Origin of the sequence: Bradyrhizobium sp. BLXBL-01 (assembly GCF_051853025.1) — a bacterium.
Taxonomy (GTDB): domain Bacteria; phylum Pseudomonadota; class Alphaproteobacteria; order Rhizobiales; family Xanthobacteraceae; genus Bradyrhizobium.
This window is the reverse complement of sequence record NZ_CP182471.1, coordinates 7,433,086-7,459,457: the sequence shown is the minus strand read 5'-3', so window position 1 is coordinate 7,459,457 and position 26,372 is coordinate 7,433,086. Positions and strand designations below refer to the sequence as shown.

28 protein-coding genes are annotated in these 26,372 nt (G+C 65.8%); 13 read left to right on the top strand and 15 right to left on the bottom strand.

Going from position 1 to position 26,372, the window contains the following annotated elements; genetic code table 11:
• Positions 1-220 precede the first annotated feature (220 nt).
• The 4 genes from ACNJYA_RS34485 to ACNJYA_RS34470 all read right to left on the bottom strand — a co-directional run bounded on the left by ACNJYA_RS34485 (position 221) and on the right by ACNJYA_RS34470 (position 3,246).
• Positions 221-643, bottom strand: a complete 423-nt coding sequence (locus ACNJYA_RS34485; RefSeq protein ID WP_197953693.1) for a hypothetical protein — start codon at positions 641-643, stop codon at positions 221-223.
• 244 nt (positions 644-887) lie between these two features.
• Positions 888-1,796 carry a hypothetical protein gene (locus ACNJYA_RS34480; RefSeq protein ID WP_439401544.1) on the bottom strand — a complete coding sequence of 303 codons (909 nt, stop codon included), beginning with the start codon at positions 1,794-1,796 and terminating at the stop codon, positions 888-890.
• A gap of 373 nt (positions 1,797-2,169) precedes the next feature.
• Positions 2,170-2,610: a nuclear transport factor 2 family protein gene (locus tag ACNJYA_RS34475; RefSeq protein ID WP_271509043.1), complete on the bottom strand. Its 441-nt coding sequence runs from the start codon at positions 2,608-2,610 to the stop codon at positions 2,170-2,172.
• Between the two features lie 198 nt (positions 2,611-2,808).
• The gene (locus ACNJYA_RS34470; RefSeq protein ID WP_439401543.1) at positions 2,809-3,246 is read right to left on the bottom strand and encodes a nuclear transport factor 2 family protein; all 438 of its coding nucleotides are present in this window, start codon (positions 3,244-3,246) and stop codon (positions 2,809-2,811) included.
• A gap of 509 nt (positions 3,247-3,755) precedes the next feature.
• Between ACNJYA_RS34470 and ACNJYA_RS34465 the strand changes: the two genes are divergently transcribed.
• Positions 3,756-4,142, top strand: a complete 387-nt coding sequence (locus tag ACNJYA_RS34465; protein WP_439401542.1) for a hypothetical protein — start codon at positions 3,756-3,758, stop codon at positions 4,140-4,142.
• Positions 4,143-4,254: 112 nt separating this feature from the next.
• Here the strand turns inward: ACNJYA_RS34465 and uvrB are convergent, their stop codons facing one another.
• From uvrB to ACNJYA_RS34445, 4 genes are all read right to left on the bottom strand, one after another.
• A complete protein-coding gene (uvrB, locus tag ACNJYA_RS34460) occupies positions 4,255-7,215 on the bottom strand; it encodes an excinuclease ABC subunit UvrB (protein ID WP_271509035.1) in 2,961 nt (986 codons plus the stop codon).
• 93 nt (positions 7,216-7,308) lie between these two features.
• Entirely contained in the window at positions 7,309-7,536 is a 228-nt protein-coding gene (locus ACNJYA_RS34455; protein WP_271509033.1) for a hypothetical protein, read from the bottom strand.
• 53 nt (positions 7,537-7,589) lie between these two features.
• Positions 7,590-7,814 (bottom strand): hypothetical protein, encoded by a 225-nt coding sequence (locus ACNJYA_RS34450; protein WP_260372654.1) that lies wholly within the window; start codon positions 7,812-7,814, stop codon positions 7,590-7,592.
• Between the two features lie 101 nt (positions 7,815-7,915).
• Positions 7,916-8,830: a LysR substrate-binding domain-containing protein gene (locus tag ACNJYA_RS34445; protein ID WP_271509028.1), complete on the bottom strand. Its 915-nt coding sequence runs from the start codon at positions 8,828-8,830 to the stop codon at positions 7,916-7,918.
• Positions 8,831-9,084: 254 nt separating this feature from the next.
• On the opposite strand from ACNJYA_RS34445, the gene ACNJYA_RS34440 reads away from it, so the two are divergent.
• The 3 genes from ACNJYA_RS34440 (at position 9,085) to ACNJYA_RS34430 (ending at position 10,898) form a co-directional block, all read left to right on the top strand.
• Positions 9,085-9,864, top strand: coding sequence for a sulfite exporter TauE/SafE family protein (locus ACNJYA_RS34440; protein WP_172788733.1), 780 nt, complete (start codon positions 9,085-9,087; stop codon positions 9,862-9,864).
• Positions 9,861-10,091: a hypothetical protein gene (locus ACNJYA_RS34435; protein WP_271509025.1), complete on the top strand. Its 231-nt coding sequence runs from the start codon at positions 9,861-9,863 to the stop codon at positions 10,089-10,091. Before ACNJYA_RS34440 ends, ACNJYA_RS34435 begins: the two co-directional genes overlap by 4 nt.
• 111 nt (positions 10,092-10,202) lie before the next feature.
• A complete protein-coding gene (locus ACNJYA_RS34430) occupies positions 10,203-10,898 on the top strand; it encodes a glutathione S-transferase family protein (RefSeq protein ID WP_439401541.1) in 696 nt (231 codons plus the stop codon).
• 119 nt (positions 10,899-11,017) lie between these two features.
• Here the strand turns inward: ACNJYA_RS34430 and ACNJYA_RS34425 are convergent, their stop codons facing one another.
• Positions 11,018-11,221 carry a cysteine-rich CWC family protein gene (locus tag ACNJYA_RS34425; protein WP_172788730.1) on the bottom strand — a complete coding sequence of 68 codons (204 nt, stop codon included), beginning with the start codon at positions 11,219-11,221 and terminating at the stop codon, positions 11,018-11,020.
• 117 nt (positions 11,222-11,338) lie between these two features.
• Between ACNJYA_RS34425 and ACNJYA_RS34420 the strand changes: the two genes are divergently transcribed.
• The 4 genes from ACNJYA_RS34420 (at position 11,339) to ACNJYA_RS34405 (ending at position 15,292) form a co-directional block, all read left to right on the top strand.
• Entirely contained in the window at positions 11,339-12,895 is a 1,557-nt protein-coding gene (locus tag ACNJYA_RS34420; RefSeq protein WP_439401540.1) for a DUF1800 domain-containing protein, read from the top strand.
• Positions 12,896-12,897: 2 nt separating this feature from the next.
• Entirely contained in the window at positions 12,898-14,115 is a 1,218-nt protein-coding gene (locus ACNJYA_RS34415; RefSeq protein ID WP_439401539.1) for a DUF1501 domain-containing protein, read from the top strand.
• Positions 14,116-14,351: 236 nt separating this feature from the next.
• On the top strand, positions 14,352-14,711 hold the full coding sequence (locus ACNJYA_RS34410; protein ID WP_260380962.1) for an endonuclease domain-containing protein: 360 nt from the start codon (positions 14,352-14,354) through the stop codon (positions 14,709-14,711).
• Positions 14,712-14,968: 257 nt separating this feature from the next.
• Positions 14,969-15,292 (top strand): antibiotic biosynthesis monooxygenase family protein, encoded by a 324-nt coding sequence (locus ACNJYA_RS34405; RefSeq protein WP_439401538.1) that lies wholly within the window; start codon positions 14,969-14,971, stop codon positions 15,290-15,292.
• Positions 15,293-15,323: 31 nt separating this feature from the next.
• On the opposite strand, the gene ACNJYA_RS34400 is transcribed toward ACNJYA_RS34405, so the two are convergent.
• The 6 genes from ACNJYA_RS34400 to ACNJYA_RS34375 all read right to left on the bottom strand — a co-directional run bounded on the left by ACNJYA_RS34400 (position 15,324) and on the right by ACNJYA_RS34375 (position 19,204).
• On the bottom strand, positions 15,324-16,265 hold the full coding sequence (locus tag ACNJYA_RS34400; RefSeq protein ID WP_439401537.1) for an aldo/keto reductase: 942 nt from the start codon (positions 16,263-16,265) through the stop codon (positions 15,324-15,326).
• A gap of 241 nt (positions 16,266-16,506) precedes the next feature.
• A complete protein-coding gene (locus ACNJYA_RS34395) occupies positions 16,507-16,962 on the bottom strand; it encodes a GNAT family N-acetyltransferase (RefSeq protein ID WP_439401536.1) in 456 nt (151 codons plus the stop codon).
• An 86-nt stretch (positions 16,963-17,048) separates the two neighbouring features.
• Positions 17,049-17,861 carry a PAS-domain containing protein gene (locus ACNJYA_RS34390; protein ID WP_439401535.1) on the bottom strand — a complete coding sequence of 271 codons (813 nt, stop codon included), beginning with the start codon at positions 17,859-17,861 and terminating at the stop codon, positions 17,049-17,051.
• Positions 17,862-17,989: 128 nt separating this feature from the next.
• Positions 17,990-18,136, bottom strand: coding sequence for a hypothetical protein (locus tag ACNJYA_RS34385; RefSeq protein ID WP_260383840.1), 147 nt, complete (start codon positions 18,134-18,136; stop codon positions 17,990-17,992).
• 85 nt (positions 18,137-18,221) lie between these two features.
• Positions 18,222-18,398, bottom strand: a complete 177-nt coding sequence (locus ACNJYA_RS34380) for a hypothetical protein (protein WP_162832045.1) — start codon at positions 18,396-18,398, stop codon at positions 18,222-18,224.
• A 155-nt stretch (positions 18,399-18,553) separates the two neighbouring features.
• Positions 18,554-19,204, bottom strand: coding sequence for a glutathione S-transferase family protein (locus ACNJYA_RS34375; protein ID WP_172788723.1), 651 nt, complete (start codon positions 19,202-19,204; stop codon positions 18,554-18,556).
• Between the two features lie 576 nt (positions 19,205-19,780).
• Between ACNJYA_RS34375 and ACNJYA_RS34370 the strand changes: the two genes are divergently transcribed.
• From ACNJYA_RS34370 to ACNJYA_RS34350, 5 genes are all read left to right on the top strand, one after another.
• A complete protein-coding gene (locus tag ACNJYA_RS34370; RefSeq protein WP_172788722.1) occupies positions 19,781-20,983 on the top strand; it encodes a pyridoxal phosphate-dependent aminotransferase in 1,203 nt (400 codons plus the stop codon).
• 278 nt (positions 20,984-21,261) lie between these two features.
• On the top strand, positions 21,262-21,741 hold the full coding sequence (locus ACNJYA_RS34365; RefSeq protein ID WP_172788721.1) for a DUF992 domain-containing protein: 480 nt from the start codon (positions 21,262-21,264) through the stop codon (positions 21,739-21,741).
• 154 nt (positions 21,742-21,895) lie between these two features.
• Positions 21,896-23,944 (top strand): elongation factor G, encoded by a 2,049-nt coding sequence (locus ACNJYA_RS34360; RefSeq protein WP_439401534.1) that lies wholly within the window; start codon positions 21,896-21,898, stop codon positions 23,942-23,944.
• Between the two features lie 264 nt (positions 23,945-24,208).
• Positions 24,209-24,481, top strand: a complete 273-nt coding sequence (locus ACNJYA_RS34355; RefSeq protein ID WP_008566993.1) for a helix-turn-helix domain-containing protein — start codon at positions 24,209-24,211, stop codon at positions 24,479-24,481.
• 105 nt (positions 24,482-24,586) lie between these two features.
• Entirely contained in the window at positions 24,587-26,329 is a 1,743-nt protein-coding gene (locus ACNJYA_RS34350; RefSeq protein ID WP_212259392.1) for a SulP family inorganic anion transporter, read from the top strand.
• Positions 26,330-26,372 lie beyond the last annotated feature (43 nt).

The following is a 26,372-nucleotide window of genomic DNA, read 5'->3' as shown; positions in this document are numbered from 1 at the left end:
CCGCGCCACATTCTCGCTGTCATGCCCCGGCTTGACCGGGGCATCCAGTACGCCGCGGCTTCTCGGCTAAATCGCTGGCGTCTCTGGAATACTGGATCGCCCGGTCAAGCCGGGCGATGACACCTTCGTTGAGGAGAGTGTGCAGCCATCACCTTCCCCAAATCAAAACCGCCGCGTCCCTTCCGGAACGCGGCGGCCAATGATGCGTTCGTGTGGGCGATCAGCTGTTGCGCAGGCCGTCGGCGGCGCGCTTCCACTGCGCGACGTTGTCGGCGATCATGCGGGTCGACTTCATTGCGGCCTGGCTGAGCTGGGCGTAGCCGGAGATCTCGCGCTGGACGCGCTGGCCTTCGGCGTGGAGCAGGTCGCGCAGGCTCTCGAGTTCGGAGATCAAATTCTCGATCTCGGCGAGCGAGGTGCCGGCGACGCGCTGGATCAGCGAATTGACGTTGTTGACGGTGGCTTCCGCGCTCGGATCGAGCGGCGGCGCGTCGGTGGTGCCCGATGCCGGACGGCGCAGATAGGCGATGTCGTTGCGGACGAAATCGCGGATGCCGGCTTCGACCTCGGTCACGGCGGCAAGGTTGGTGTCGACCGTCTCGGTCTCGGTGGCTTCGACCTTTTCAGGACGCATGGCGTTCATCGTTGTTCCCCTGTTCGCGTTGAGCGCAGCGCGAGTGTCCCCCGCACGACGACGTCTGTGAGGCAGGCCGCATCAGGGCGTCCGATTTTGACCGCAAATGGGCCGAGATGCGGCAAGGACGGACCATTCGGGGGTTTTGCCGTGGCGTATGGTTAGGGAAGTGTGAATCGGCGGCTGCGGCGAGGTTAGGGCGCAACTCGGCCGGTGCCTCACTTCCTCGCCCCGCTTGCGGGGAGAGGCGAAGCTACCAGCTCTTCTTGAAGCCCGCGGTCACGCTCTTGTTCAGCGTGCCTTGCGAGGTTTCACCGACCGAGCCGGAAACGGTGACGTTGTCGAACAGCTTCTGCTCCGCGCCGACCTTGCGCAGCCATTTGTCGTCGGTGGTCGACAGCGTCTGGCCGGCAATGACGCTGGTGCCGGTGTCGGTCACGGTGACCTTGGCGCTCTGGTCGGTCTCGTAATTGCGCGTGACGTGGCCGCCGATGCCGGGGACCGCACTGCTGCCCTGCTGGTTGACGCTGTACCCGTTCTGCAGCGTCAGCGAGGTGTCGCCCGACAGCGGCACCGATTTGATCAGTGACGCCCCGATCTTGCTGTGCTCGGCGCCGGGATCGACCCTGGCTTCCACCGCGGTCTTGTCCCAGATCGCGCCCGCGCCCGGCGCGGTTGCCGTCGCCCAGGCGCTGCCCGAGGATTGCGGCAGGTTGCCGCCGTTGCTGGCCTTCTGCGCCAGCAGCTCGGACATCGTCTTGGGCTCGCTGGCCACCGTCATGTCGGCGCCGATCCGCGTATCCCAGAACGAGAATACGGATTGCTTGACCGTCACCGCGGAGGAGCCGTTGGCATTGGGGTTCGATGACCAGTCGAGGCCTTCCCTGGCGGCGGCCTGGGCGCGCTTCTTGGCGGCCATCGGGTCGATGCCGGTCCCCGCATCGACCGCGAGCTGGCTCCAGTCGAGCTTGTCGACGTCGATGCCCTTCATGATGTCGGGATCATTGACCTCGGGAGCTTCGGCCGCCTCGGCCTCGTCGTCGGATGGCGGTGAGGAGAAGGGCGGAATGATCTGCGCCTGTAACGTCAGCGCCGAGCCCAAAATGAATGCGGCCGCCAGCAACGGCAGCCTGGTCCAGCCAAACCCTGTCGAGAATTCCATCGTCCTGCCCACGAACCCCAGCGCATGCTGTCGGCCGCACTATAGCGGCCGCAATGACCATGCGCCATTCCGGCGCTGAAAGTGCCGATTTATCGTTGCGGAATTGTGGCGGGTCGCAAGGGGACGCGAACCAACGGGCCGCGCGAATGGCGCGCGCCCGATGACGAGCTCGTGATGCGACGGCATCCGGCGGGGCTGGAGGCCAGGACGTCGCGATCGCCTTCGTCATCGGTCCCGAACAGCGGGGCCCGTTGGCGTCCCCCCTAAAGCGCGATGATCATCATCGCGCTTCAGGTTGTTGTTTGTGCATGATCTTTTCGGAAAACCGCTTCGCACTTTGCGCTAACGCGGCCCTTCGGGTCCGGATCATGCGTCAGCCGACGCTGGTCATCTTCGGCAGATGAATGGCGCGGCCGAGTGCCTGCTCGACCAGATCGAAGGTGTCGATCAGCACCCGCATGTTGATCAGCTTGCCGGCCTTGAACTGGGCGAACTGCGCCACGCGCAAGCTGATCGGCTTGTTGGAATCCAGGGCCGTCAGCGAATAGCGCAGCATCGAGGCGGCGGAATCGACGCCCAGCATGATGCTCTCGCGGTCGAAGCGGCGGACGTGGAAATTGTCGGCGAGCTGGCGGATGACGTCGAGCACGGCATCCTTGCCCTGGCGCGCGCCGAGGAACGGAAACATGTCGATCGGGCCGTAGAGCGCCCATTCGACGTCCTCGTCGATCAAGGCCTCGATATCCCTAAAATGCCGGTCGTTGATCGCGCGGTGCAACGCGCGCGAGAAACGCCAGAGACTGTGCTCTGTCATTGGGGCAGTCCTGAAGCTGGCTTTGCGGAAGAAACGGAAAACAACCCCACGCGCAGTCGGGCGCCGGAGCTCAACTTATTTGTATACGAATGAAATAGCAGATTTCGGCCAAAACGCAATTCACGTTTTTGCAATGCACACTTGATCGCTCTTTGTGAGATTTACAATAGGGTCCCGTAATTGTCCTGGTCTCGACGCTCACCGCCCCGTGATCAGCGGCCCGATCTCCCGTTCCAGCACCTGCTGCACCAGGTCGTAGGAATCGATTATCTCGCGGATCTGCGCCACTAGCCCGCCGCGGAACGTGTAGAACACCGCGATGTCGAACTGCACGATGCGGTCGTTGCTGCGCTTCTTGAAAAAAGCGTGCAGGTAGGTCGCGACCGCCTCGCCCTCGGCGACGATGTGCGGCATCTTGTAGCGAATCTCCGAATAGCGCGACCAGACCGTCTGCCACAGCTCGCGCAGCTCCTGCTTGCCATGGCGCGGCACCATGTGCGGCAGCACGTCGATCGGCGCGTGGGTGAGGAAATAGACGTCGTCCGTGCAGCAGGCCAGCGCCGTCTCGATGTCGCCGCGCGCGAAGGCATCGAGCAGGTGCACGACGCGTTGGCGATTCAGCTGCTCCACCGTCATTCCGCCGATCCTCGTTGGGCCCCGTGACGTCGCGCAACGCTAACGCGCGGTGCCGCGCACCGGCAATCCGCGAAATCACAGGGATGTTGCAGACGTTTTGACGCATGAGCGCAATGCGCGGTTCATGGCGCGCAACTGTGGGTTGAGTTGTGGGATGGCTGCACGAATTCGAGCCCTATCCAATTGCGTGGCGCGCAGCACGCATGGCGCCGAGCGCAGTGTCACCGCGACGCCGGATCGCGCTGGGAGGGTTGGGAAGTCTCCGCGAGTCCTACGATGATCGGGAGGCAGCGCTCCTTCAACACGTCATTGCGAGCGCAGCGAAGCAATCCAGAGTCTTTCCGCGGACGGGTTTCTGGATTGCTTCGCTGCGCTCGCAATGACGACGTGGAGAGCAGCTGTGGGCTCAACCCGGACTTTGGCTTCCCGCCCGCGTCGCGTGACCCATCTCACATCGCCCCACCGGCGCCGCGGCTACCGTCATCGGCATGTCATCAGGGAGACGTGCCATGGCCGCCATCGCCACCGTCAGAAAGTCCCGCCTGCATAACGCGCTCGAGGGCCTCGCGCTGACCGCGACCCTGCAGAGCTTCCCGACCTTCGCCGCTGCGGCCTTCCTGCTCAAGCTCGTGGGCAACCACGACCTCGTCGGTGACCCCGGCGTCGCCATCTTCGTCGCATTCGCCTCGCTCGCCCACGCAATGCTGGCGGTGACCTTGGGTCCGAGCTTCCCGCAGCTCTTCAAGACCGTCTACGAGCCGAAATTCTTCGAGGCCCATCTGCCGCTCTCCGACAAGATCACGGCCTGGCGCACCCAGCCCGTCGCCTCGCTGCAACTGGTGACGATCGTGCTGCTGCTGTCGGTGATGGCCGTGGTGACGGCGAGCGTGGGGTGAGGGGTAATCTCTCTTCGTGTCATCCCGGGGCGCCGCAGAGCGGCGAGCTATGATGCGCAATTGCGTACCTGAGAATTCATAACCACGAACGTCGCCGATAAACCTGCGCCGCCTACCTCTTCTTCCACCCACCCCGTCTTCCCGGCGCGCCGCCCGTCGACTTCGGCGCGGGCCCGAACTCCGGCCCCGACTGCCGCGAATCCGTCGGCTGGATGATGCGGCTCGTGCTGCCGAACGGCTTTGACGGCAACGCGCGGCTCTCGCGATACGGCAGCGATTCCGGGCCGTGCATCTCGTCTAGATGCGGCTTGTGGACGCGGGAGCCCTTGCCGCCGCCGGCCTTGAGCGCGGTTGCGGCGCTCTTGTTCTTCATGGCGCTGACGGGGAGGTTGGCGGCATTGCCGTATTTCTTCGCCCCCGCATAGGCGCCGGCCTTGCCCGCGACGGTGCGCTGCTTGGCGGTGGGGTCGTCGACCACGGCCAGCTCCGTGGCGCGCAGGCGCTTGACCTCGTCGCGCAGGCGGGCGGCTTCCTCGAAGTTCAGATCGGCGGCGGCCTCGCGCATCCTCGTTTCGAGATCGGCGAGCACGGCTTCAAAGTTGTGGCCGATCGAGATGACGTCGTCGGTCATGTCGTGACCGCCGACCTCGACCAGCACGTGGTCGCGTTCGTAGACCGAGTTGAGGATGTCGCCGATCTGCTTCTTCACGCTTTCCGGCGTGATGCCGTTGGCATTGTTGTACTCGACCTGCTTCTCGCGGCGGCGGTTGGTCTCGGCGATGGCGCGCTCCATCGAGCCGGTCATCTGATCGGCATAGAGGATCACCTTGCCGTCGACGTTGCGCGCGGCGCGGCCGATGGTCTGGATCAGCGAGGTCTCGCTGCGCAAAAAACCTTCCTTGTCGGCATCCAAGATCGCGACCAGCGCGCATTCGGGAATGTCGAGGCCTTCGCGCAACAGGTTGATGCCGACCAGTGCGTCGAACGCACCCAAGCGCAGGTCGCGGATGATCTCGATACGCTCGATCGTGTCGATATCGGAGTGCATGTAGCGGACGCGAATGCCCTGCTCATGCAGATATTCGGTGAGGTCCTCGGCCATGCGTTTTGTGAGGACCGTGATCAGCGAGCGATAGCCCGCTTGCGCGGTCGCGCGCACCTCGCCGACGAGATCGTCGACTTGCGTGCGCGCCGGGCGGATGTCCACGGGCGGATCGATCAGCCCGGTGGGGCGAATGACCTGCTCGACGAACACGCCGCCGCTCTCGTTCAGCTCCCAGCCGCTCGGCGTCGCCGACACCGCAACCGTCTGCGGTCGCATCATGTCCCATTCCTCGAAGCGGAGCGGGCGGTTGTCCATGCAGGAGGGCAGGCGGAAGCCGTATTCGGCCAGCGTCGCCTTGCGGCGGAAGTCGCCGCGGAACATGGCGCCGATCTGCGGGATGGTGACGTGGCTTTCGTCAGCGAAGATCAGCGCGTTGTCGGGCACGTATTCGAACAGCGTCGGCGGCGGCTCGCCGGGGCGGCGCCCGGTGAGGTAGCGCGAATAGTTCTCGATGCCGGCGCAGCTGCCCGTCGCCTCCATCATCTCGAGATCGAAGGTGGTGCGCTGCTCCAGCCGCTGCGCTTCCAAAAGGCGCCCCTGGTTGTTGAGCTGGTCGAGCCGCTGCTTCAATTCGAACTTGATCGACTTGATCGCCTGCACCAGCGTCGGCCGCGGCGTCACGTAGTGCGAGTTGGCGTACATCTTGATGAATTCGAGCTCGTCCTGCTTGTGGCCGGTGAGCGGATCGAACTCCTCGATATTCTCGATGGTGTCGCCGAACAAATTCACGCGCCAGGCGCGGTCTTCATAGTGCGCCGGGAAGATGTCGATGACGTCGCCGCGCACGCGAAACGTGCCGCGGGTGAAATCGGCCTGGGTGCGCTTGTACTGCAGGGCGACGAGGTCGGCGATCAGCTGGCGCTGGTCGATGCGCTCGCCCTTCTTCAGCGCGAAGGTCATCGCGGTGTAGGTCTCGACCGAGCCGATACCGTAGATGCAGGACACCGAAGCGACGATGATGACGTCGTCGCGCTCGAGCAGCGCGCGCGTCGCCGAGTGGCGCATGCGGTCGATCTGCTCGTTGATCGAGGAATCCTTTTCGATGTACGTGTCCGTGCGGGGCACATACGCTTCCGGCTGGTAGTAGTCGTAATAGCTGACGAAATACTCGACCGCGTTGTCCGGAAAAAAGTTCTTGAACTCGCCATAGAGCTGCGCGGCCAGCGTCTTGTTCGGCGCCAGGATCAGGGCCGGGCGCTGCGTCGCCTCGATCACCTTGGCCATGGTGTAGGTCTTGCCCGAGCCGGTGACCCCGAGCAGCACCTGCGAACGGTCGTTGCGGTTGATGCCCTCGACCAGCTCGGCGATCGCGGTCGGCTGGTCGCCCTTGGGCTCGTAGGACGACTTGATCTCGAAGCGCACGCCGCCTTCGGACTTTTCCGGGCGCGGCGGCCGGTGCGGCGTCCACACCTTCATGGAGCCGTCGTTCTTGCGGAACTCCGGCCGGCCCTCGCGGATCAACGATTCCAGCGCATCCGCGGTGGCTTTGACGCCCAGTGCCTCCATCTTGGAACGCGGCGGACGCGCCAGCGCCTCGGCATCGTCCTCCTCGGTGGGCAGGCCGAGCTGTCGCGCCAGTTCCGGATCGAGCGTCGGAATCGTGGCCGCGGTTCCGTAATTGGCTTGCGGCGCCTCCTCCAGCCCAGCAAGCTCACTGGACTGACGAGCGCCCGGCGGCTGCGGATTGGGCCGCAGCGGCATCGGCCGCGCCGTGTCTTGCGGAAACTCCTTCGGCGTCGAAGCCCGCGCGCGATGCGCGGCGGCCTCGCCCCCGGCGCGGCGGTCGCGCGAATTGTCAGGCGGCGGCTGCAGGCCTGTGCCTGATCCCAAGCCCGCATCGCCGCGATTGATCGCGGGATTGAGCAATTCGGCCAGCGCCGGCCCGATCGGTTGCACATCAGGGCGATGCGCCTTCGAGTTCGGAGCCTTGGTTTTGGGGGATTTGGGGAGAGCAGGTTTCTTCGCCATGAGGCGAATATGGGACGAGTCCGCCCCGCAATAAAGGGTGAATGCCCGTGGCCATGCAGGCTGCTGACAGCAGGTTGGCAGCAGCCTTGCGGTTCACGCCGCCGGCAGCGGCCCGTCGTCGTTCCCGGCGGCGACATTCGGCTCGAGGATGTCGAGATGAATGCCACCGCAATCGGTGCAGCGCATGGTCCAGTACTCGCATCCGGCGCGGCCGCCGATCACGCGGAGCACTGTGAGATCGCCGTCGCATTCCGGGCAATTGGACAGCACTGCGCGGGCGTAGATCCGCGGCTGCGCTGCATCGGTTTCGATGATGGACATGACCGGTTTCCCCCCTTTTTCGCCGCCCTGTCGCTGGTCCGCCTGCGGACCGCCTATTCGTCGTCGCTGCCGGCCCGCAGGCGGAAACGATCGATGTGGTGCTTGGCATCGGCAATCGCGGCATCGCGATCGGGCCAGGCGAAGCCGACTTCCATGGCCGGAAACAGCACGCCGTCGATGGCCACCGGGCTGAGATCGGCACGGCGGATCCGCGCGTGCCACAGCCCCTTGCCAGCTTCGAAGGATTCGATGTCAAAGCCGTCGTAGAGGGTCGTCATGAGTGTAGGTCCCACGTTTCTTTTCGGAGGGTCAGGGGACCACATTTGCGGATTTTGGGATGTGAAGCCGTTCACAAGCAGGCGGCTTTTTTTGCCCGCCTTCAGTTCCGCGCTGCAGCGCGGCCGATCTTGCGCGGGCGGGCAGCGGGTTCCGATGCTGCCCGCATGATCCAGCGGCGGAACGCGGCAAAGTCGCGCTGCTCGGTCTGGAAGCTGCGATAGAGCAGGTACCAGCGCATGCCCTTGGGCACCGAGAGGTCGAACGGCGCCACCAGCCGGCCGGCCGCGAGATCGTCGTCGATATAGGGGCGGATGCCCATGGCGATGCCGAGCCCGTCGGCCGCGGCCTGCAGCGCCTGGCCATAGAACTGGAACTCGGGCCCGCGCGCGCTGATCCTCGCCGTGCCGGCCGCCTTCAGCCAGATCGGCCAATCCTCGGGTGAGTGCGCGACGCGGATCAGGCTCGGTCCCTTCAGGTCGGCCGGGCGCTTCAATCCGCCGGCCAGGCGCGGCACGCAGACGGGGGTGAGGTCGCCGGCGAACAGCGGCTCGGCGACGAGGCCGGGCCAGTCGCCGGTGCCGAGCTTGATGCCGCAGCTCCAGTCCTCGCCGAATGGCACCGCGGCGCCGCCGGTGGTGAAGCGCACCTCGATGTCGGGCTCCTCGCTGCGAAACTCCGACAGGCGCGGGATCAGCCAGCGCATCGCGAAGGTGTGGCCGACGCCGATGGTGAGCACGCGCACGCTGGCAGGCGCCGTCACCTGTGCCGTCAGGCTCGCCAGCGCATCGAAGATCGGGGTCAGCCCGCCTTGATAGGCGCGGCCCGCCTGCGTCAGCACCAGGCGATTGGCCTTGCGCTCGAACAGGGCGACGCCGAGCCGTTCTTCGAGCAGGTGCACCATGCGGCTGACGGCGGCCGCCGATACGCTCAGCTCCAGCCCGGCCGCGGCAAAGCTGCCGGTCCGCGCCGCCGCCTCGAACGCCTTGATGCCGTTGAGAAACAACAGCCGCCGCAAATGACCCACCCTCAGGAAAGCTGATGCCAGGGCAAGATAACTCAGTTTGCGCGAGAGGGGCAAGCGAGGCACGTTCCTCTTCGCCTCTCCCCGCTTGCGGGGAGAGGCCGACGCGCGAAGCGCGGCGGGTGAGGGGACTCTTCCGACTGTTACGGTGATCGCGGATATAGCCCCTCACCCCACCCTCTCCCCGTAAGAACGGGGAGAGGGAGCAGACAGCTTTGCGTCCCTTGCTCGCTACCCCGGAGACCCTCGTGACGCCCATCATGATCGCTGCCCTCGGATTGCTGATGGTGGCCACCGCGTTCCTGTCGGGGCTGTTCGGCATGGCGGGCGGGCTGATCCTGATCGGCGTGCTGCTGGCCTTGATGCCGCTGCCGACCGCGATGGTGCTGCATGCGATCACGCAGATGGCCTCGAACGGCTGGCGCGCGTTTCTGTGGCGGGCGCATATCCGCTGGCGGCCGGTTGCGAACTACATGGTCGGCGCGACTGTGGCGCTTGCCGCCTGGTCGCTGACCCGTTACGTGCCGGACAAGCCGACGGCGCTGCTGCTGCTCGGCGCCACGCCGTTCATGGCGCGGCTCTTGCCCGCCAACATCAAGCCGGACCCCGACAGGCTATGGCAGGGCACGGTCTATGGCACGATCTGCATGGGCTTGATGCTGATGACCGGCGTCTCCGGCCCGCTGCTCGACACCTTCTTCCTCGGCGGCGATTTCGGCCGGCGCGAGAAGGTGGCGACGAAGGCGATGTGCCAGCTCATCAGCCATTTCACCAAGCTGATCTATTTCGGCGGCATCATCGACCAGGCCGCGAGCCTCGATCCCGTGCTCGCCGCCGTCGCGATCGCAGCCTCGATGCTCGGCACCACGCTGGCGCGGCGCATCCTCGAGGCCATGACCGACCAGCAGTTCATCGCCTGGTCCAACAAGCTGATCACCACCATCGCCTGCTACTACATCGCCTATGGCGGCTGGCTGTTGCTGCGTGCGCCGGTTCTGGCCGCCTTCGACAAGGGAGGTTTGCAATGAGCTGTAACGCCGATCCCCTGGTGCTGGACTTCGTCGAATGGGTGGCGCGCGAGCCGCGCGCCTACGCCGAGGTGCTCGCGACCTGGAAGACCTCGTGTCCGCGCCTCACCATCTGGGAAGACGCCGCCGAGCGCGGCTACGTCGCGCGCGAGACGATTGCAGGTCTCGGGCTGGTGATCGCGGTGACGGAAGGTGGCGAGAGGCTGTTGCGCGCCAACGGGCGGTGACGCGCACCTCTTTCCACATCGTCATTGCGAGCGCCAGCGAAGCAATCCAGAATGTCTCCGCGGCGGCAGTCTGGATTGCTTCGCTGCGCTCGCAATGACGGAATAACGATCATGTCGCTCAAACTCTACGAACTCGTCGGCACCGATCCTACGCGCCCCTTCAGCCCGTATTGCTGGCGCACGCGGATGGCGCTGGCGCACAAGGGCCTTGTGGCGGAGACGCTGCCCTGGCGCTTTACCGAGAAGAGTGCGATCGCGCCGCACGGCTCGGAGAGGGTTCCGGTGCTGCTGCATCACGACAAGGCCGTCGTCGATTCCTGGACCATCGCGAACTATCTCGAGGACACTTTTTCGGATCGCCCGTCGCTGTTCGGCGGCGAGGGCGGCCGCGCCATGGCGCGCATGATCAATGCGTGGGGCGACATCGCGATCGTCGGCGGTCTCTCTCCGCTTGTTATCGCCGACATCCCGAAGAATCTGAATGAGGTCGATGCCGCCTATTTCCGCAAGTCGCGCGAGGCGCGGTTCGGCAAGGGCCTGGAAGAGGTCCAGGCGAGCCGCGACACCGGCGTCGTCGCGTTCCGCAAATCGCTCGAGATCATGCGCCAGACGTTCAAGACGCAGCCCTTCATCGGCGGGCAGGCACCGAACTACGCCGACTACATCGTGTTCGGCGGATTCCAATGGGCGCGCGTGGTCAGCCCGTTCAAGCTGCTCGACGCGGATGATCCGGTCTATGCCTGGCGCGAAAAGCTGCTGGATGCGTTCGACGGCATGGCGCGGAAGTCGCCGGGACACACGGTGTAGTTTGGTAGGGTGGACAAAGGCGCAAAGCGCCGTCTCTTGATCGCCAAGAATGCGTGGGCACGCTTCCGCCTTCGCTCTTCGAGCTACGGCGGACAAGTCGCATTGCCTACCCTACGATACTACGATACTGCCTCCGCCGCCGCTTTCCTTAAACACTCCCGGCACAGGCAGTCCTCGCCCTCGAGCGGCATCGGCAGCCGTGCCGTCTCCTCCGCGCACCAGCAATTGCCCGAGAGATCGCAGCCGAATTCGCTGCCGCAGCGGGAACAGGTGAGACGGCGCGCAAGTGCCGGCGCTGACGGCATTTCTTTCGGATTTGTCATGATTTACGTCGAAGCTTCGCCGTCATTTTCATGTCGGGTTCATCTGTCGCTGCGGTATATTACGCGCCGCCCGCGTCGCAGGAAAGCACCGCCCAACGCGCGAAGGACAGATCATCGATGGCCCGCGATTCGCAAGCCGCGCTCGTCGCGCTCAACCGCTTCGGCTTCGGCGCCCGCGGCGGTGCATCGGGCGATCTCATCAATGCAAGCTCCGACCCGCGCGGCTTCGTGAAGGCGGAGCTTTCGCGTCCCAATGGCGTGCTGCTGGAAGCGCCGGGCCTGCAGTCGACGCCGCAACTCGGGCAGGCCGTGTTTGCCTATCAGGACGAGGTCAAGCAGGCGCGTGAGGCGGCGAAGGCCGCCGCGCCCGTCGAGACGCCGGCCCAAGTGCCTGCCGATCAGAAGCCGCCCTTGCGCCGCAATCTCTCGCTGAATGCGGCGGCAGAGATCACCGGCCAAATGGCCGATGCGAAGCCCGCCGACGGCGCACCGAAGCCGGAGACCATGCAGCCGAGCGCACCCGCGCCGCAGCCCGCCGCCAAGCCAGCGCCGCAGCCGCTCAATGTGATCCAGAAAACCTTTCGCGCCGAGGCGCTGGCGCGGTTGCAGCGCGCCACGCTCGTCGAGTGCGGCTTCACCGAGCGCCTCGTCGCGTTCTGGTCCAATCATTTCTGCATCTCCGCCAGCAAGGGCGAGCTGGCGCGGATCTGGGCCGGCGCGTTCGAGCGCGAGGCGATCCGGCCGCACGTGCTCGGGCGCTTCGCCGACATGCTGAGGGCGGTCGAGCAGCATCCGGCGATGCTGTTCTTCCTCGACAACCAGCAGTCGCTTGGACCTGACTCGCGCGCCGGGCAAAACCGCAAGCGCGGGCTGAACGAAAATCTCGCCCGCGAGATCATGGAGCTGCATACGCTCGGCGTCGGCGGCGGCTACACGCAAGGCGACGTCACCTCGCTCGCGCGCATCATCACCGGCTGGACCTTTGCCGGCAGGCAGGGGCAGCTCGGAATCCCCGGCTCCTTCGTCTTCAACGTCAATGCGCATCAGCCCGGGCCGCAGATCCTGCTCGGCAAGACCTACGACCAGGCGGGCCTCGCACAGGGCGAAGCCGCGCTCGCCGATCTCGCGCGGCATCCCTCGACCGCGAGTTTCATCGCCACCAAGTTCGTCCGTCACTTCGTCGCCGACGATCCGCCGCCGGCGCTCGTTGCGCGCCTGCGCGACGTCTTCGTCAAGACCGACGGCGATCTCAAGGCGCTGGCGACGGCGCTGGTCGATTCCGATCAAGCATGGAAGGCGCCGCTCACCAAGATGCGCTCGCCATACGATTTCCTGGTTGCGAGCGGCCGGCTGCTGGCGCGCGTGCCGGAGGATCCCGGCGCCTATCTGAACAACCTCAATCTGCTCGGCCAGCCGCTGTGGTCGCCGCCGGGCCCCAACGGCTTTCCAGATACCAATGCCGCCTGGGCTGCGCCTGAAGGCATCAAGCTCAGGCTCGACATCGCGGCGCAGATCGGTGCGCGGCTCGGCAACAACATCGATCCGCTCGATCTCCTGGAGTTTGGCGCCGCCGATGCCGCCTCGGCCGAGACGCGGCGGACCATCGAGCGTGCGGAGTCGCGGCAGCAGGCGCTAGCGCTGCTGTTGATGTCGCCGGAAATGCAGAGGAGATGATGATGACCGACTGCGTCGAGAACCGGCTCCTCACGTCCCGCCGTGGTCTGCTGCTCGGCGGCGCCTCGTTTGCAGCCTGGGCCTACTTGCCGAAATTCGCCCGCGCGGCCGACGGGCGCGATCCGCGGTTGGTCGTGGTGATCTTGCGCGGCGCGCTGGACGGGCTCTCGACCGTCGCGCCGATCGGCGACCCCGATTATGCCGGCCTGCACGGATCGATTGCGCTTGCGGCCGATGGTGCGCATCCCGCGATCATGCTGGACTCGTTCTTCGGCCTGCATCCGGCGATGCCGGAATTCGCGCGCATGTATCGCGACAAGCACGCGGCGGTGATCCATGCGATCGCGACGCCCTATCGCGACCGCTCGCATTTCGACGGCCAGGACGTGCTCGAAAGCGGCTATGCCGGCCCGGGCCGCGTGCAGTCCGGCTGGCTCAATCGCGCGCTCGAAGCGCTGCCGCGCGGCGAGCGCGTGTCGAGCGGGCTTGCGGTCGGTCCCACTACGCCGCTGGTGCTGCGCGGCAGCGCGCCGACCGTGGGCTGGGCGCCGGTCGCGCTGCCGCAGGCCGATGACGACACCGCGATGCGCCTCGTCGAGCTCTACCGTCACCGCGATCCCGCCTTGGCCTCCGCGTTGTCGCAAGGCCTCCAGCTCGACAAGGCGGCGAGCGGCGACGATATGAAAGCGACACGCGGCAACGCCGTCGCGCAGATGCGGCAGGTCGCGCGCGGCGCTGCAAAGCTGATGGCGGCCGATGACGGCCCGCGCATCGCCGCGCTCGCCTTCGACGGCTGGGACACGCATGCCAATGAAGGCGGCCCTGTGGGGCGTCTCGCCTTCCTGCTCGGCGGTCTCGACGGCGCGCTCGCCGAGTTCGAGAGCGGCCTCGGGAATCGCTGGCGCGACACTGTCGTGGTCGTCGCCACTGAGTTCGGCCGCACCGCGCGCATCAACGGCACCGAGGGCACCGATCACGGCACCGGCACGATCGCCTTGCTCGCCGGCGGCGCGGTGAAAGGCGGCCGCGTCATTTCGGACTGGCCAGGCCTCAAGCTCGCAAGCCTGTATGAGGGCCGCGACCTCAAGCCGACGACGGATCTGCGCTCGGTGATCAAAGGCGTGCTGCAGGACCAGTTCGGCCTCTCGGACCGTGTGCTCGCGGAAACGGTGTTCCCCGACAGCGCCAGCGCAAGGCCGATGAAGGGGCTGTTAGCTTAACCTCTCCCCGCTCTTTGCGGGGAGAGGTCGGATCGCGCAGCGATCCGGGTGAGGGGCAGAGAACTCTACTGCCACGAACAAAATCCTTCCGACTCGCAAGACGGTTGCGATTGCGCGCACCGTATCTACAATCCACACCGAACTCGCGGAGACAGCCCCTCACCCCACCCTCTCCCCGTAAGAACGGGGCGAGGGAGTGAGAGGGCGGTGCGTCCATCACGGGCGGAGGCAGTGCAATGCGTGGCCACAACGAAAAATCCATCCGACTCGCTCGACGCTTGCGCGCCGATCAGACAGATGTCGAGACGGTTCTCTGGAATCGCATTCGCAATCGGAGGATCGATGGGCACAAATTCGTCAGGCAAGAGCCGATCATCGGCTACATCTGCGATTTCGTATGTCGCGAGAAGCGGATCGTCATAGAGGTCGATGGCGGGCAGCACAATGAGTCCGCAGCGGATGCAATTCGAGACGAGCGCTTGATCAAGAAGGGCTACAAGGTGCTTCGCTTCTGGAACAACGATGTCCTTGGGAATATCGAAGGTGTTCTCACCGTGATTCAGACCGAGCTCGCGGCAGCGGGAGACGGGACCTAACCTCTCCCCGCCCTTCTGCGGGGAGAGGTCGGATCACATCGCAGATGTGATCCGGGTGAGGGGCCTGGCACACTGTTTCCGAGAGGGCAGTCCATCCGACTCCCACATTCACCGTGCGTGCATCGCGCACATCGCCTACAATCGAAACCGAACTCGCGGAGGCAGCCCCTCACCCCACCCTCTCCCCGTAAGAACGGGGAGAGGGAGCGAGAGAGCATCGCATCCCTGACGATCGCGCCTAGAGGAGACACCACCCCATGTACATCGCCATGAACCGCTTCCGCGTCGCCAAGGGCTCCGAGGCTGCCTTCGAGCAGGTCTGGCTCACGCGCGACACCCATCTCGACAAGGTGCCGGGCTTCGTCGAATTTCACCTGCTGCGCGGGCCGGAAGCCGAGGACCACACGCTGTACGCCTCGCACACCGTATGGGCGAATTATGCGGCGTTCGAGGCCTGGACCAAGTCGGAGGCGTTTCGCGCCGCGCATCATAGGGCGGGCGACAACAAGCCGCTTTATCTCGGCCATCCCCAGTTCGAAGGTTTCGAGGTGATGCAGACGGTGGGGCGCGGCGCGAAATAGCGCCGCGCCGCAAAGGTCGGTCGTCGCAAAATCAATCCAGCGTGATCCTGTCGATCTCCGCCGTCTCCTCCGCGCTGAGCTTCCAGGCGATCGCCTTGACGTTCTCCTCGATCTGCTCGACGCGGGTCGCGCCCGCGATCACGCTCGAGACCTGCGGGCGCGCAGCGAGCCAGGAGAAGGCGAGCTCCAGCATCGAATGGCCGCGTGCCTTGGCGAAGGCGGCGAGCTTCTCGACGATGTCCTCGTTGCGCGGTGTGACGTAGCGATCGCGCAGCCGCGGCACCTTGCCGAAACGGGTGTCCGCAGGCGCGGCCTCGCCCTTCCGGTATTTGCCGGTCAACAGGCCGCTCGCGAGCGGGAAGAACGGCAACAGGCCGAGCTCGTATTCCGTCGCGGCCGGCAGCAGGTCCTTCTCGATGTCGCGCACCAGCAGGGAATATTCGTCCTGACAGGAGACGAAGCGGCTGACATTCATCGCACGCGCGACGTATTCGGCTTCCGCGATCCGCCAGGCCGGAAAGTTCGAGTTGCCGATGTAGCGGACCTTGCCTTGGCGCACGAGATCGTCCAGCGCGCGCAGGCTCTCCTCGATCGGCGTCAGCGGGTCGTAATCGTGCTGCTGATAGAGGTCGATGTAATCGGTCTTCAGCCTTTTCAGGCTCGCCTCCACGGCCTCCATGATGTAGCGGCGCGAGGCGCCCTGCTTGGTGCCGTCCTCGGCCATTGGCTTGGCGTATTTCGTCGCCAGCACGATGTCCTTGCGGCGATCGCCGAGCACGGTGCCGAGCACGGTCTCCGAGCCGCCCATGTTCGAATAGATGTCGGCGGTGTCGAATAGCGTGATGCCGAGGTCGAGCGCGCGATGGATCACCTTGCGCGAGGTCTCGAGGTCGGTGCGTTGGCCGAAATTGTTGCAGCCGAGCCCGACCGCGGACACGCGAAGGCCGGAGGCGCCGAGATTGCGAATTTCCATGAATGATCCTGTCGGAGATGAGCGGCGGGACCACCACGCGCCGCAGCAGCAAGCGGGCGGCCGCGCTGCTGCCATGCCGGCAGCGCGGACAAAAAAATGCGGCCCCTGTCAGACGCGGCGACTGACGGGGACCGCTTGGGGCGCATGATCGGTGACGGGGGCCTGACCAGACGCAGGGGCAGCCTAGTCTTGCTATGTTACGCGCGGGTGACAGGCGGAGTTATCCACAGGCCCCCGGGGCTCAGAAGATCTTGCGATAGACGATGAAGCCGGAGCGCTCCGCGACCTTGTCGTACAGGCGCTGCGCCGTGAGATTGGTCTCGTGCGTCTGCCAGTAGACCCGCGGCGAACCCGCCAGTTTCGCCCGATCATACACGCCGTAAATCAACGCCGACGCGACGCCCTTGCCGCGGGCGGCTGGAAGCGTGAACAGGTCCTGCAGATAGCAGGACGGCTCGATCGCGGTGGTGCTGCGATGGAACAGATAATGCGTCAGGCCGAGCAGGCGGCCGTTGTCCTCGGCGACCAGCCCATGCATCGGCTCATAGGCATCAAAGAAGCGCTGCCACGTCATCCGCGTGATCTCGGGCGCGAGCGCGGTCGGACCGGAGCGGCCGTAAAAGGCGTTGTAGCCGTCCCACAGCGGCAGCCATTGATCGTAGTCCTGCCTGGTGACGGCGCGAATGATGAGCGACATGTGAATTTCCGCGATCTCGGGGGTGCGCGACGAAGGGATATCCTTCATACGTGATGATCGTACTGCCGATCAATCGCACACTCGCCTCACTCCGCAGCGCGCAAGTACCGGATCAGCTTGCGGCCGGTCGGATCGCGCAGCGAGCGGTAGTAGTCGGCACGCGCCGGCGCATCGGTGTGGCGCACGAGGTCGGTGACCGGGGTGTAGCTCAGCATCCGCCCGCCGTCGCGCAGTGCGGTGCAGACGAAGCGCAGCACCTCGCCGTTGCGCAGCTTGATGTTGATCGGCGGCGCATCGCCGACCCGCACCATCTCCATGCGCTGCGCGATGAAGGTGCCGAGCTCGTCCTCGGGCAGCTCGAACGCGCCGGTGTCGCGGCCGTGATACATCAGCGCGATGAAGGGCGGCTTGGCGTCGGCGATCTCGTCCGGCACCGCAAAATAATCGCGGAACGCGCGGTTGATGAATTCGGCCCGGGTCTCGGCATCGAGCAGCACGATGCCGATATCGACCTTGTCGAGCGCGGCCGACAGCCGCGCGGCAGTGGCGTGGCTGCGGCGCTCGGCGGCGAAGCTGCCGAGCAGCCGCTCGCGCATCAGCCCGGTGATGCCGGCGGTGCCGAAAGCCGTGACGGCCAGGAGGCCGAGCGGCACCAGATCGGCGGCACCATGGCCGGAAACGCCGTGGCGATGGAGGAAGAACAGTGCCGCGCCGATCACCGCGACAATCGCGGTCGTCACGGCGGAGGCGAGTCCTGCGAGCGCGCCGGCGAGGGCCACGATGCCGACGAACAGCGGGGCGGGCGAGGGCGCGGGGACGAGGCGATCGAGCAGCATCGCCGGCAGCAGGGCCGCTGCCGTCAGCGCCGGACCGGAGATCGCACGCCATCCGAACCGCATGGACCTGTCTCGCTCCTCCCGAACGAGGTAAGGCCGCAACACTGGCTGATTGTTGCGTGACAGCGCTGCGATTTCATGCGGCGTGCTTAAGATGCGCTTGTGCGCAAGCGTAAGGCTTTCGGAAGATTTTAGACCATCTGCGCGTGCTTGACGCGCTGCTGCAGCGTCGGCGCGTTCAGCGTCGACGTGCCTGCGCCCTTGCGCGTGCCGACGATGATCAGCAGCGAGGCCGCGACCAGGATGGCCGCAGTCAGGGTGATTGCAACGACTACCACAGGTGATTTCATCGACGTCCTGTCGCGATGCCGGTCGGCGCGGGCCGCACGGCGCCCTGAAGGCTGGTCCAGGATGAAACGGGAATCAGACCGGCAGGCCCATCGCCATGGTCGCCTTGGTCGACAGCACCGTGAGGGTGACGATCAGGCACAGCGAGAGCGCGGCGACGGCGAGAGAGGCCGCGACCGCATGGGTGAGCCGGGAAGACGCGACGGTAGCGGATGGGCTCTGAAAGCCCGCCGTGCCGGACGCCCGCATCATGGTCTAAATCCTTCAACACGCGAGCGAATCACCCGCGACTTTCCAGAATTTCCAAGTTTCAACCGGCAATATTGCGGCGGCGCCCGCGCCGAAAGTGGCGGGATTGCGGCAAAGACGGCCGTTATGCCCGCTATTCGCCGCAGCGGGGCGCGCCGTCAGGCGCTCGCGGCGATGCTGGCGGGGTCGTCGATGTCGGCCGGGCGCCAGTCCATCGTCACGAAGCCGGGCGTGGCTTCGACGCGTTTCAGCCAGTCCCGGATCGCCGGGAAAGCCTGGAGGTCGAAGTCGCAGCGTTCGGCGAGGTGGGTGTAGCCGTACAACGCGATGTCCGCGACCGTGAGCTGGCGCGCGGCGAAATAGGGGGTGGTCTTGAGGTGGTTCTCCATCACCTGGAGCGCGCCGTAGCCGCGCTCCATCCAGTCCTCCAGCGAATGGGTCTGCAGGTCGCGACCACCCTTGACCAGCGACAGCCAGAAATAGGCCGCGCCGATATTCGGCTCGAGCGCGTGCTGCTCGAAGAACATCCATTGCAGCGCCTCGGCGCGGTCGATGCGGTTCTCCGGCGCGAGCGGTGTGCCGACGGCAACGTACCAGAGGATGGCATTGGATTCGGCGAGATAGCGGTCCTCGCCGACCTCGAGCAGCGGCACCTGGCCCGACGGGTTCTTTGACAGGAAATCCGGCGTGCGGCTCTCGCCGCGCAGAATGTCCACCTCCACAGCTTCGTAAGGCAGGTTGAGCAGCGCCAGCGCAAGGCGGACCTTGTAGCTGTTGCCCGAGCGTTGCATCGAATAGAGCTTGTACATTCTGGCGTTCGAATCCGAGGACGAGAAGACGCGGCGCTCGTTGCCCCGCGAGGCGGTTAAACAATGATGCCGATGCGAATCCGCCGCAAGAGCCGGCCGATAGAAAAACTCGAAAACCCTACCGCATTGCGATGCCTGGGAAGATCATTTCCGCGACGATGCAATTTAGTTCACGCTTGCGTCAACGCGGAGCGGGGCGCGTCGGATAGTCGTTAAGTCGGGGACGATCGCGCACGCTCCCGCGTCGTCATGCCCGGGCTTGTCCCGGGCATCCACGTTCTTCGTGCTGCGCGGCCAGACGTGGATGGCCGGGACAAGCCCGGCCATGACGGAGAAGAACCTGACTCGCAACACGCAGAATTGCTCCGAGGACACGCTTTGCCGGATATGAGCAATTCCGGAGGCAAAGTTGCGCAAAATTGCGGGAAATCGCGGCTTGAACCGCTCCAAATCGTAAACTTTTCCGGGATCGGGCCGAAGTTTCTTGCGGCGCAGCGGCACACGTTTTAGGGTGGCTCATTCCCACAATCAGAGTCGTGAGGCGAAGGGCTTCACGACGCTCGCCAGGAGATGATGATGTCCTTCCTTGCCGCTGCGCTCGACCGTGTGAAGCCGTCCGCGACCATCGCGGTCACGGATAAAGCACGTGCGCTGAAAGCGGCGGGCCGCAACGTCATCGGCCTCGGAGCCGGCGAGCCCGACTTCGACACGCCCGCCAACATCAAGCTGGCGGCCATCCGCGCCATCGAGGCCGGCAAGACCAAGTACACCGCGGTCGACGGCATCCCCGAGCTGAAGGAAGCCATCATCGCGAAGTTTCAGCGCGAGAACGGCGTCGCCTACAAGCCGAACCAGATCATCGTCGGCACCGGCGGCAAGCAGGTGCTCTACAACGCGTTGATGGCGACCATCAATCCGGGCGACGAGGTGATCATTCCCGCGCCCTATTGGGTCAGCTATCCCGAGATGGTTGCGCTCGCGGGCGGTGAGCCGGTGCCGGTGGTCTGCACCGCCGCGACCGGCTTCAAGCTCCAGGCCGAGGCGCTCGAGCGCGCGATCACGCCGAAGACCAAATGGGTCATCCTGTGCTCGCCGTCGAACCCGACCGGAGCTGCCTACACGCGCTCGGAACTGAAAGCGCTCACTGACGTGCTGATGAAGCATCCCCACGTCTGGGTGATGACCGACGACATGTACGAGCATCTCGTCTATGACGACTTCCAGTTCACCACCGTCGCGCAGGTCGAGCCCGGTCTCTACGACCGCACGCTCACGGTGAACGGCGTCTCCAAGGCCTATTGCATGACCGGCTGGCGTATCGGCTATGCCGGCGGCCCGGCGCAGCTCATCAAGGCGATGTCGACGATCCAGTCGCAATCGACCTCGAACCCGTCGTCGATCGCGCAATGGGCTGCGGTGGAAGCGCTGAACGGGCCGCAGGACTTTATCCCCGCCAACAACAAGGTGTTCAAGGAGCGCCGTGACCTCGTCGTCTCCATGCTCAATCAGGCCAAGGGCATCGAGTGTCCGCGCCCCGAGGGCGCCTTCTATGTCTACCCGTCCTGCGCCGGCACGATCGGCAAGACCGCGCCGTCGGGCAAGGTGATCGACAATGACGAGACGTTCGTCACCGAGCTCCTGGAGACCGAAGGCGTCGCCGTGGTGCAAGGGTCGGCCTTCGGCCTTGGACCGGCGTTCCGCATCTCTTACGCGACCAAGACCTCGGACCTCGAAGACGCCTGCAAGCGCATCCAGCGCTTCTGTGGCAATCTGCGGTAAAGCATCTCGCGATAGTGCAGGTTGGAAAGGGCCCGCTTCATGCGGGCCTTTTTTGTTCTGGCATGTGAAGATTTGCTTTGGGCTAGAGGCGCACCTCCATCCCCGTCATTGCGAGCGCAGCGAAGCAATCCAGAATCCCTCCGCGGAAACAGTCTGGATTGCTTCGCTGCGCTCGCAATGACGGAGGATCTGGCACGCTCACGGCTCTTGTGGCATAGACCATCGCGCGGCACCCGCCGCGCCGTCCTGCTCGCATCACATCATCGCCGGAGATATTCATGCGCCGTTCGTTCCTCTTCGCCGGACTCACCGCTGCCGGCCTCATTGCTTCCGTCGTGAGCACTGGTGCGCAGCAGCGGATGGCGCGGGTCGGCGTGCTCGAATGCCGCGGTGGCGCCAGCGTCGGCTTCATCGTGGGGTCGGTGACCCATCTCGGCTGCGTGCTGCGCGCCGACGGCTTGCCTGACGATCGCTACGTCGCGACCATCCGCAAGGTCGGTCTCGACATCGGCATCACCCAGGAGACGGCTTTGGCCTGGGGCGTGTTCGCACCGGTCGACCGGCTCGGCCCCGGCGACCTCGCCGGCAATTACGCCGGCGCGCAGGGCAGCGCCTCGATCGGCGTCGGCCTCGGCGGCAACGTGCTGGTCGGCGGCTCCAACAATTCGATCGCGCTCCAGCCGCTCAGCGTGCAGGGCCAGGTCGGCCTCAATATCGCTGCGGGCCTCGAGAGCCTGGAACTCCGTCCGGGCCGGTAACACTTTTGCGTGTGATCGCGCCGCGCGAAGCGGCGCGATTTTACGGACGACGCACCGCAGCGACGTTTGTTGCTTGCCAAATCTCGGGGAGGGGCAGAGCATCGGCGTTTGCCGACCCAATCATGGGCCGAGCTCCACAAGAAGGAGGCGGCGAATGGGACAAGACGTCAGAAGTCCCCGAGGTCCACGGTGCATCGCGCTGGTGGGCCCTTTCCAAAGCGGTAAAACCACACTTCTGGAAGCAATATTGGCGCGAACGGGCGCAATCCCGCGCGCCGGCAGCGTGGACGCCGGAACGTCCGTCGGCGATGCCACGCCGGAGGCCCGTCATCACAAGATGACCGTCGGCCTCACTGCCGCCACCACGAGTTTCATGGGCGACAGCTACACCTTCCTCGATTGTCCCGGTTCCGTCGAGTTTGCCCACGACATGCGCGCCGCGTTGCCTGCGGTCGACGCCGCAATCGTGGTCTGCGAGGCCGACGAGAAGAAGCTGCCGCAGCTTCAGATCATCCTGCGCGAGCTGGAACAGCTGAAGATCCCGCGTTTCCTGTTCCTCAACAAGATCGACCGCGCCAGCGAGCGCATCCGCGAAACCCTCGCGATGCTGCAGCCCGCCTCGCGCGTGCCGCTGGTGCTGCGCCAGATCCCGATCTGGAAGGGCGAGCTGATCGAGGGCTTCGTCGATCTCGCGCTGGAGCGCGCCTTCATCTATCGCGAGCACAAGGCCTCCGAGGTGATCGCGCTCGAAGGCGGCGATCTCGATCGCGAGAAGGAAGCCCGCTTCTCGATGCTGGAGAAGCTCGCCGATCACGACGATGCGCTGATGGAGCAGCTGCTCGAGGACATCCAGCCGCCGCGCGATGCCGTCTTCGACGATCTCGCCCGCGAATTGCGGGAAGGGCTGATCTGCCCGGTGCTGCTTGGCGCCGCCGCGCGCGAGAACGGCGTGTTGCGCCTGATGAAGGCGTTGCGCCACGAGGCGCCCGGTGTCGCGGAGACGGCCAGACGTCTCGGCGTACCCGAGACCAAGGACGCGCTCGGCTACGTCTTCAAGACGCTGCATTCGCAGCACGGCGGAAAGCTGTCGCTGACGCGGCTGCTCGCCGGCCATCTCGACGACGGCGCCACGCTACAATCCTCATCCGGCGGCGCAGGGCGCATCTCCGGCATCCTCGCCGTCAACGGCGCCTACGACACCAAGCGCGCCTCGGCCGAAGCCGGCGACACCGTGGCGCTCGCCAAGCTCGATCCGGTCAAGACCGGTGACACGGTTTCGAACGGCAAGACGGCGCCCGCGGCATTGATCACAATCGAGCCGACGCCGCCGGTGCTCGCGATCTCGGTCGCGGCCACCGACCGCAAGGACGACGTCAAGCTCGGCCAGGCGCTGACGCGCCTGCACGAGGAGGATCCCTCGCTCATGATCGTGCAGAACGCCCAGACCCACGACACCGTGCTGTGGGGCCAGGGCGAGATGCACCTGCGTGTCGCCAGCGAGCGCTTGCGCGACCGCTTCGGCGTCAAGGTTACCTCGCATCCGCCCGCGATCGGCTATCAGGAGACCATCCGCAAGCCGATCACCCAGCGCGGCCGTCACAAGAAGCAGTCCGGCGGCCACGGCCAGTTCGGCGATGTCGTGCTCGACATCAAGCCGCTGCCGCGCGGCGACGGCTTCAAGTTCGCCGAGAAGGTGGTGGGCGGCGCGGTGCCGCGCAATTACATCCCGGCGGTTGAGGAGGGCGTCGTCGATGGCTTGACGCGCGGTCCGCTCGGCTTCCCCGTCACCGACGTGCAGGTGACGCTGACCGACGGCTCCTATCACAGCGTCGATAGCTCCGATCTCGCCTTCCGCACGGCGGCGCGGGTCGGGCTCAACGAAGGCCTGCCGCAATGCCAGCCGGTGCTGCTGGAGCCGATCCACATGGTCGAGATCGTCTGCCCGACCGACGCCACCGCCAAGATCAACGCGATCCTGTCGGCGCGGCGCGGCCAGATCCTCGGCTTCGACACCCGCGATGGCTGGACCGGCTGGGACTGTGTCCGCGCCATGATGCCGGAAGCGGAGATCGGCGAGCTGATCGTGGAGCTGCGCTCGGCCACCGCCGGCGCGGGCAGCTTCACGCGCCAGTTCGACCACATGGCCGAAGTCACCGGCCGCGCCGCCGACCAGATCATCGCCGCACATCAGCACGCGGCGTGAGTCCGTCTCTCGCGCAGTGAGGGACGCACGCTCTCTCACGCCCTCTCCCCGTTCTTACGGGGAGAGGGATGTGCGGCGCTGTCTCTCCACGCGTCATTGCGAGCGCAGCGAAACAATCCAGAGTCTTTCCGCGGAGGGATTCTGGATTGCTTCGCTTCGCTCGCAATGACGGAGGAGACGCTTGCACCAGCCTCATGATGATGTATTTTACATCATTGTATATGTACAGAATATCACATATAAAATCTGATACGTGAGGCCAAGGTGATCACCTCGTTCCAGATGCGGGCAGCCCGCGCGTTGCTCGGCATCGACCAGAAAACCCTGGCCGAGCTCGCCGGCGTGTCGCTGCCGACCATCCAGCGGATGGAGGCCTCGACCGGCAATGTTCGTGGCGTGGTCGAGACCCTGATCAAGGTGGTCGAGGCGTTCGACCGGGCCGGCGTCGAGCTGATCGGCGAGCAGGCCCGCAGCGACAGCGGCGGACGTGGCGTTCGCTTGAAGGAGCCGGGGCCGCCGCGCCGCGTCGGAGCATGATCGCGCGTTGATCGTGCCCGGCATCAAGTTGGGCTAGCGCATCGTCGCACCTTGGGACGCACGATGCTTCGGAGCATCGTGGGGCCAGCGGAGCACTTTGCTGACATGAGCATCACAGGCGATCAGGCAGGCCGGCTGCACCAGCTGCGTCAGCCGACCTTTGCCGAATTGTATCTGCCGAAGCTCGTCACCGTCTTTCGTGAAGGCTACGGCCTCGCCGATTTCCGCGCCGACGTCTTCGCCGGCCTGACGGTTGCGATCGTCGCCCTGCCGCTGTCGATGGCGATCGCGATCGCCTCGGGCGTGACGCCGGACCGCGGCCTCTACACCGCCGTCGCCGGCGGCTTCATCGCCTCCATGCTCGGCGGCAGCCGGTTCCAGATCGGCGGCCCGGCCGGTGCGTTCATCGTTCTGGTCGCGGCGACCGCGGAGCGGCACGGCGTCGACGGAGTCATCCTCGCCACCATGATGGCGGGCCTGTTCCTGATCGGCGCGGGGCTGCTCAGGGTCGGCACCTACATCAAGTTCATTCCCTATCCCGTCACGGTCGGCTTTACCGCCGGCATCGCCGTCATCATCCTTGCCAGCCAGCTCCGCGATCTCTTCGGCATCACGCTCGCGGGGAAGGAGCCCAGCGAGTTCGTGCCGAAACTCGTCGCACTCGCCGGCGGCCTCAGCACGATCAATCCGTCCGCAGTGCTGGTCGCGATCGTCAGCATCGCCATCATCGCATCCTTGCGGGTCTGGCGTCCGTCCTGGCCCGGCATCCTGATCGCGGTCGTCTTCGCCGCATTCGTGTGTGCAATATTCGCGCTGCCGGTGGAAACGATCGGCTCGCGCTTCGGCGGCATCCCGCGCGAATTGCCATCGCCGGCGCTGCCCGCGTTCTCGCTGGAGAAGGCACGGGCCGTGCTGCCGGATGCGATCGCGTTTGCGCTGCTGGCGGCGATCGAATCGCTGCTGTCGGCCGTGGTGGCCGACGGCATGACCGGCCGCCGTCACCGCTCCAATTGCGAGCTGGTGGCGCAAGGCGCGGCCAATATCGGCTCGGCGCTGTTCGGCGGCATCTGCGTCACCGGGCTGATCGCGCGCACGGCGACCAACATCCGCGCCGGCGCGCGCGGGCCGCTCGCGGGCATGCTGCATTCGGTGTTCCTGCTGCTGTTCATGCTGATCGCGGCCCCGCTCGCGAGCTACATTCCGCTGGCCGCGCTCGCCGCGGTGCTGGTCGTGGTGGCCTGGACCATGGCGGAGAAGCACGAATTCGCCACGCTCGTGCGCTCGTCATGGGGCGATGCCGTGGTGCTGCTCGCGACCTTCCTGCTCACGATCTTCCGCGATCTCACTGAGGGCATCCTGGTCGGCTTCGCGCTGGGTGCGGTGCTGTTCATCCATCGCATGGCGGAGATGACGGGCATCGAGGAGCGCTCGCCGCTGGTTGCGGATGATCGTCCCGACGACGGCAACGGCGACCGCGTGCGTTACGATCCCGCGCTTGCGGTCGACCGCGACGTGCTGGTCTATCGCATCACCGGCGCGTTCTTCTTCGGCGCGGCCTCGGCGATCGGCGGCGTGCTCGACGGCATCGCCGACAAGCGCAAGGCCTTCGTGGTCGATTTCGCGGCGGTGCCGTTCCTGGATTCGACCGCGGCCAACGTGCTCGGCCGCGTCGCCGCCAAGGCGCACCGCCAGGGCATCCGGCTGTTCATCACGGGGGCCTCGCCCGCGGTCCGGCGCGCGCTGCTCACCCATGGCGTCACGCCGCCGCGGGCGCGCTACCGCACGAGCCTCGAGCGGGCCATCGCCGACATCAAGGGCCGGGCCGCCGACGAGTCCGCTGCGAGCTGACCGCGCGCTTGACAGAGCGGGCGCGACGCGAAATGGATCGCCT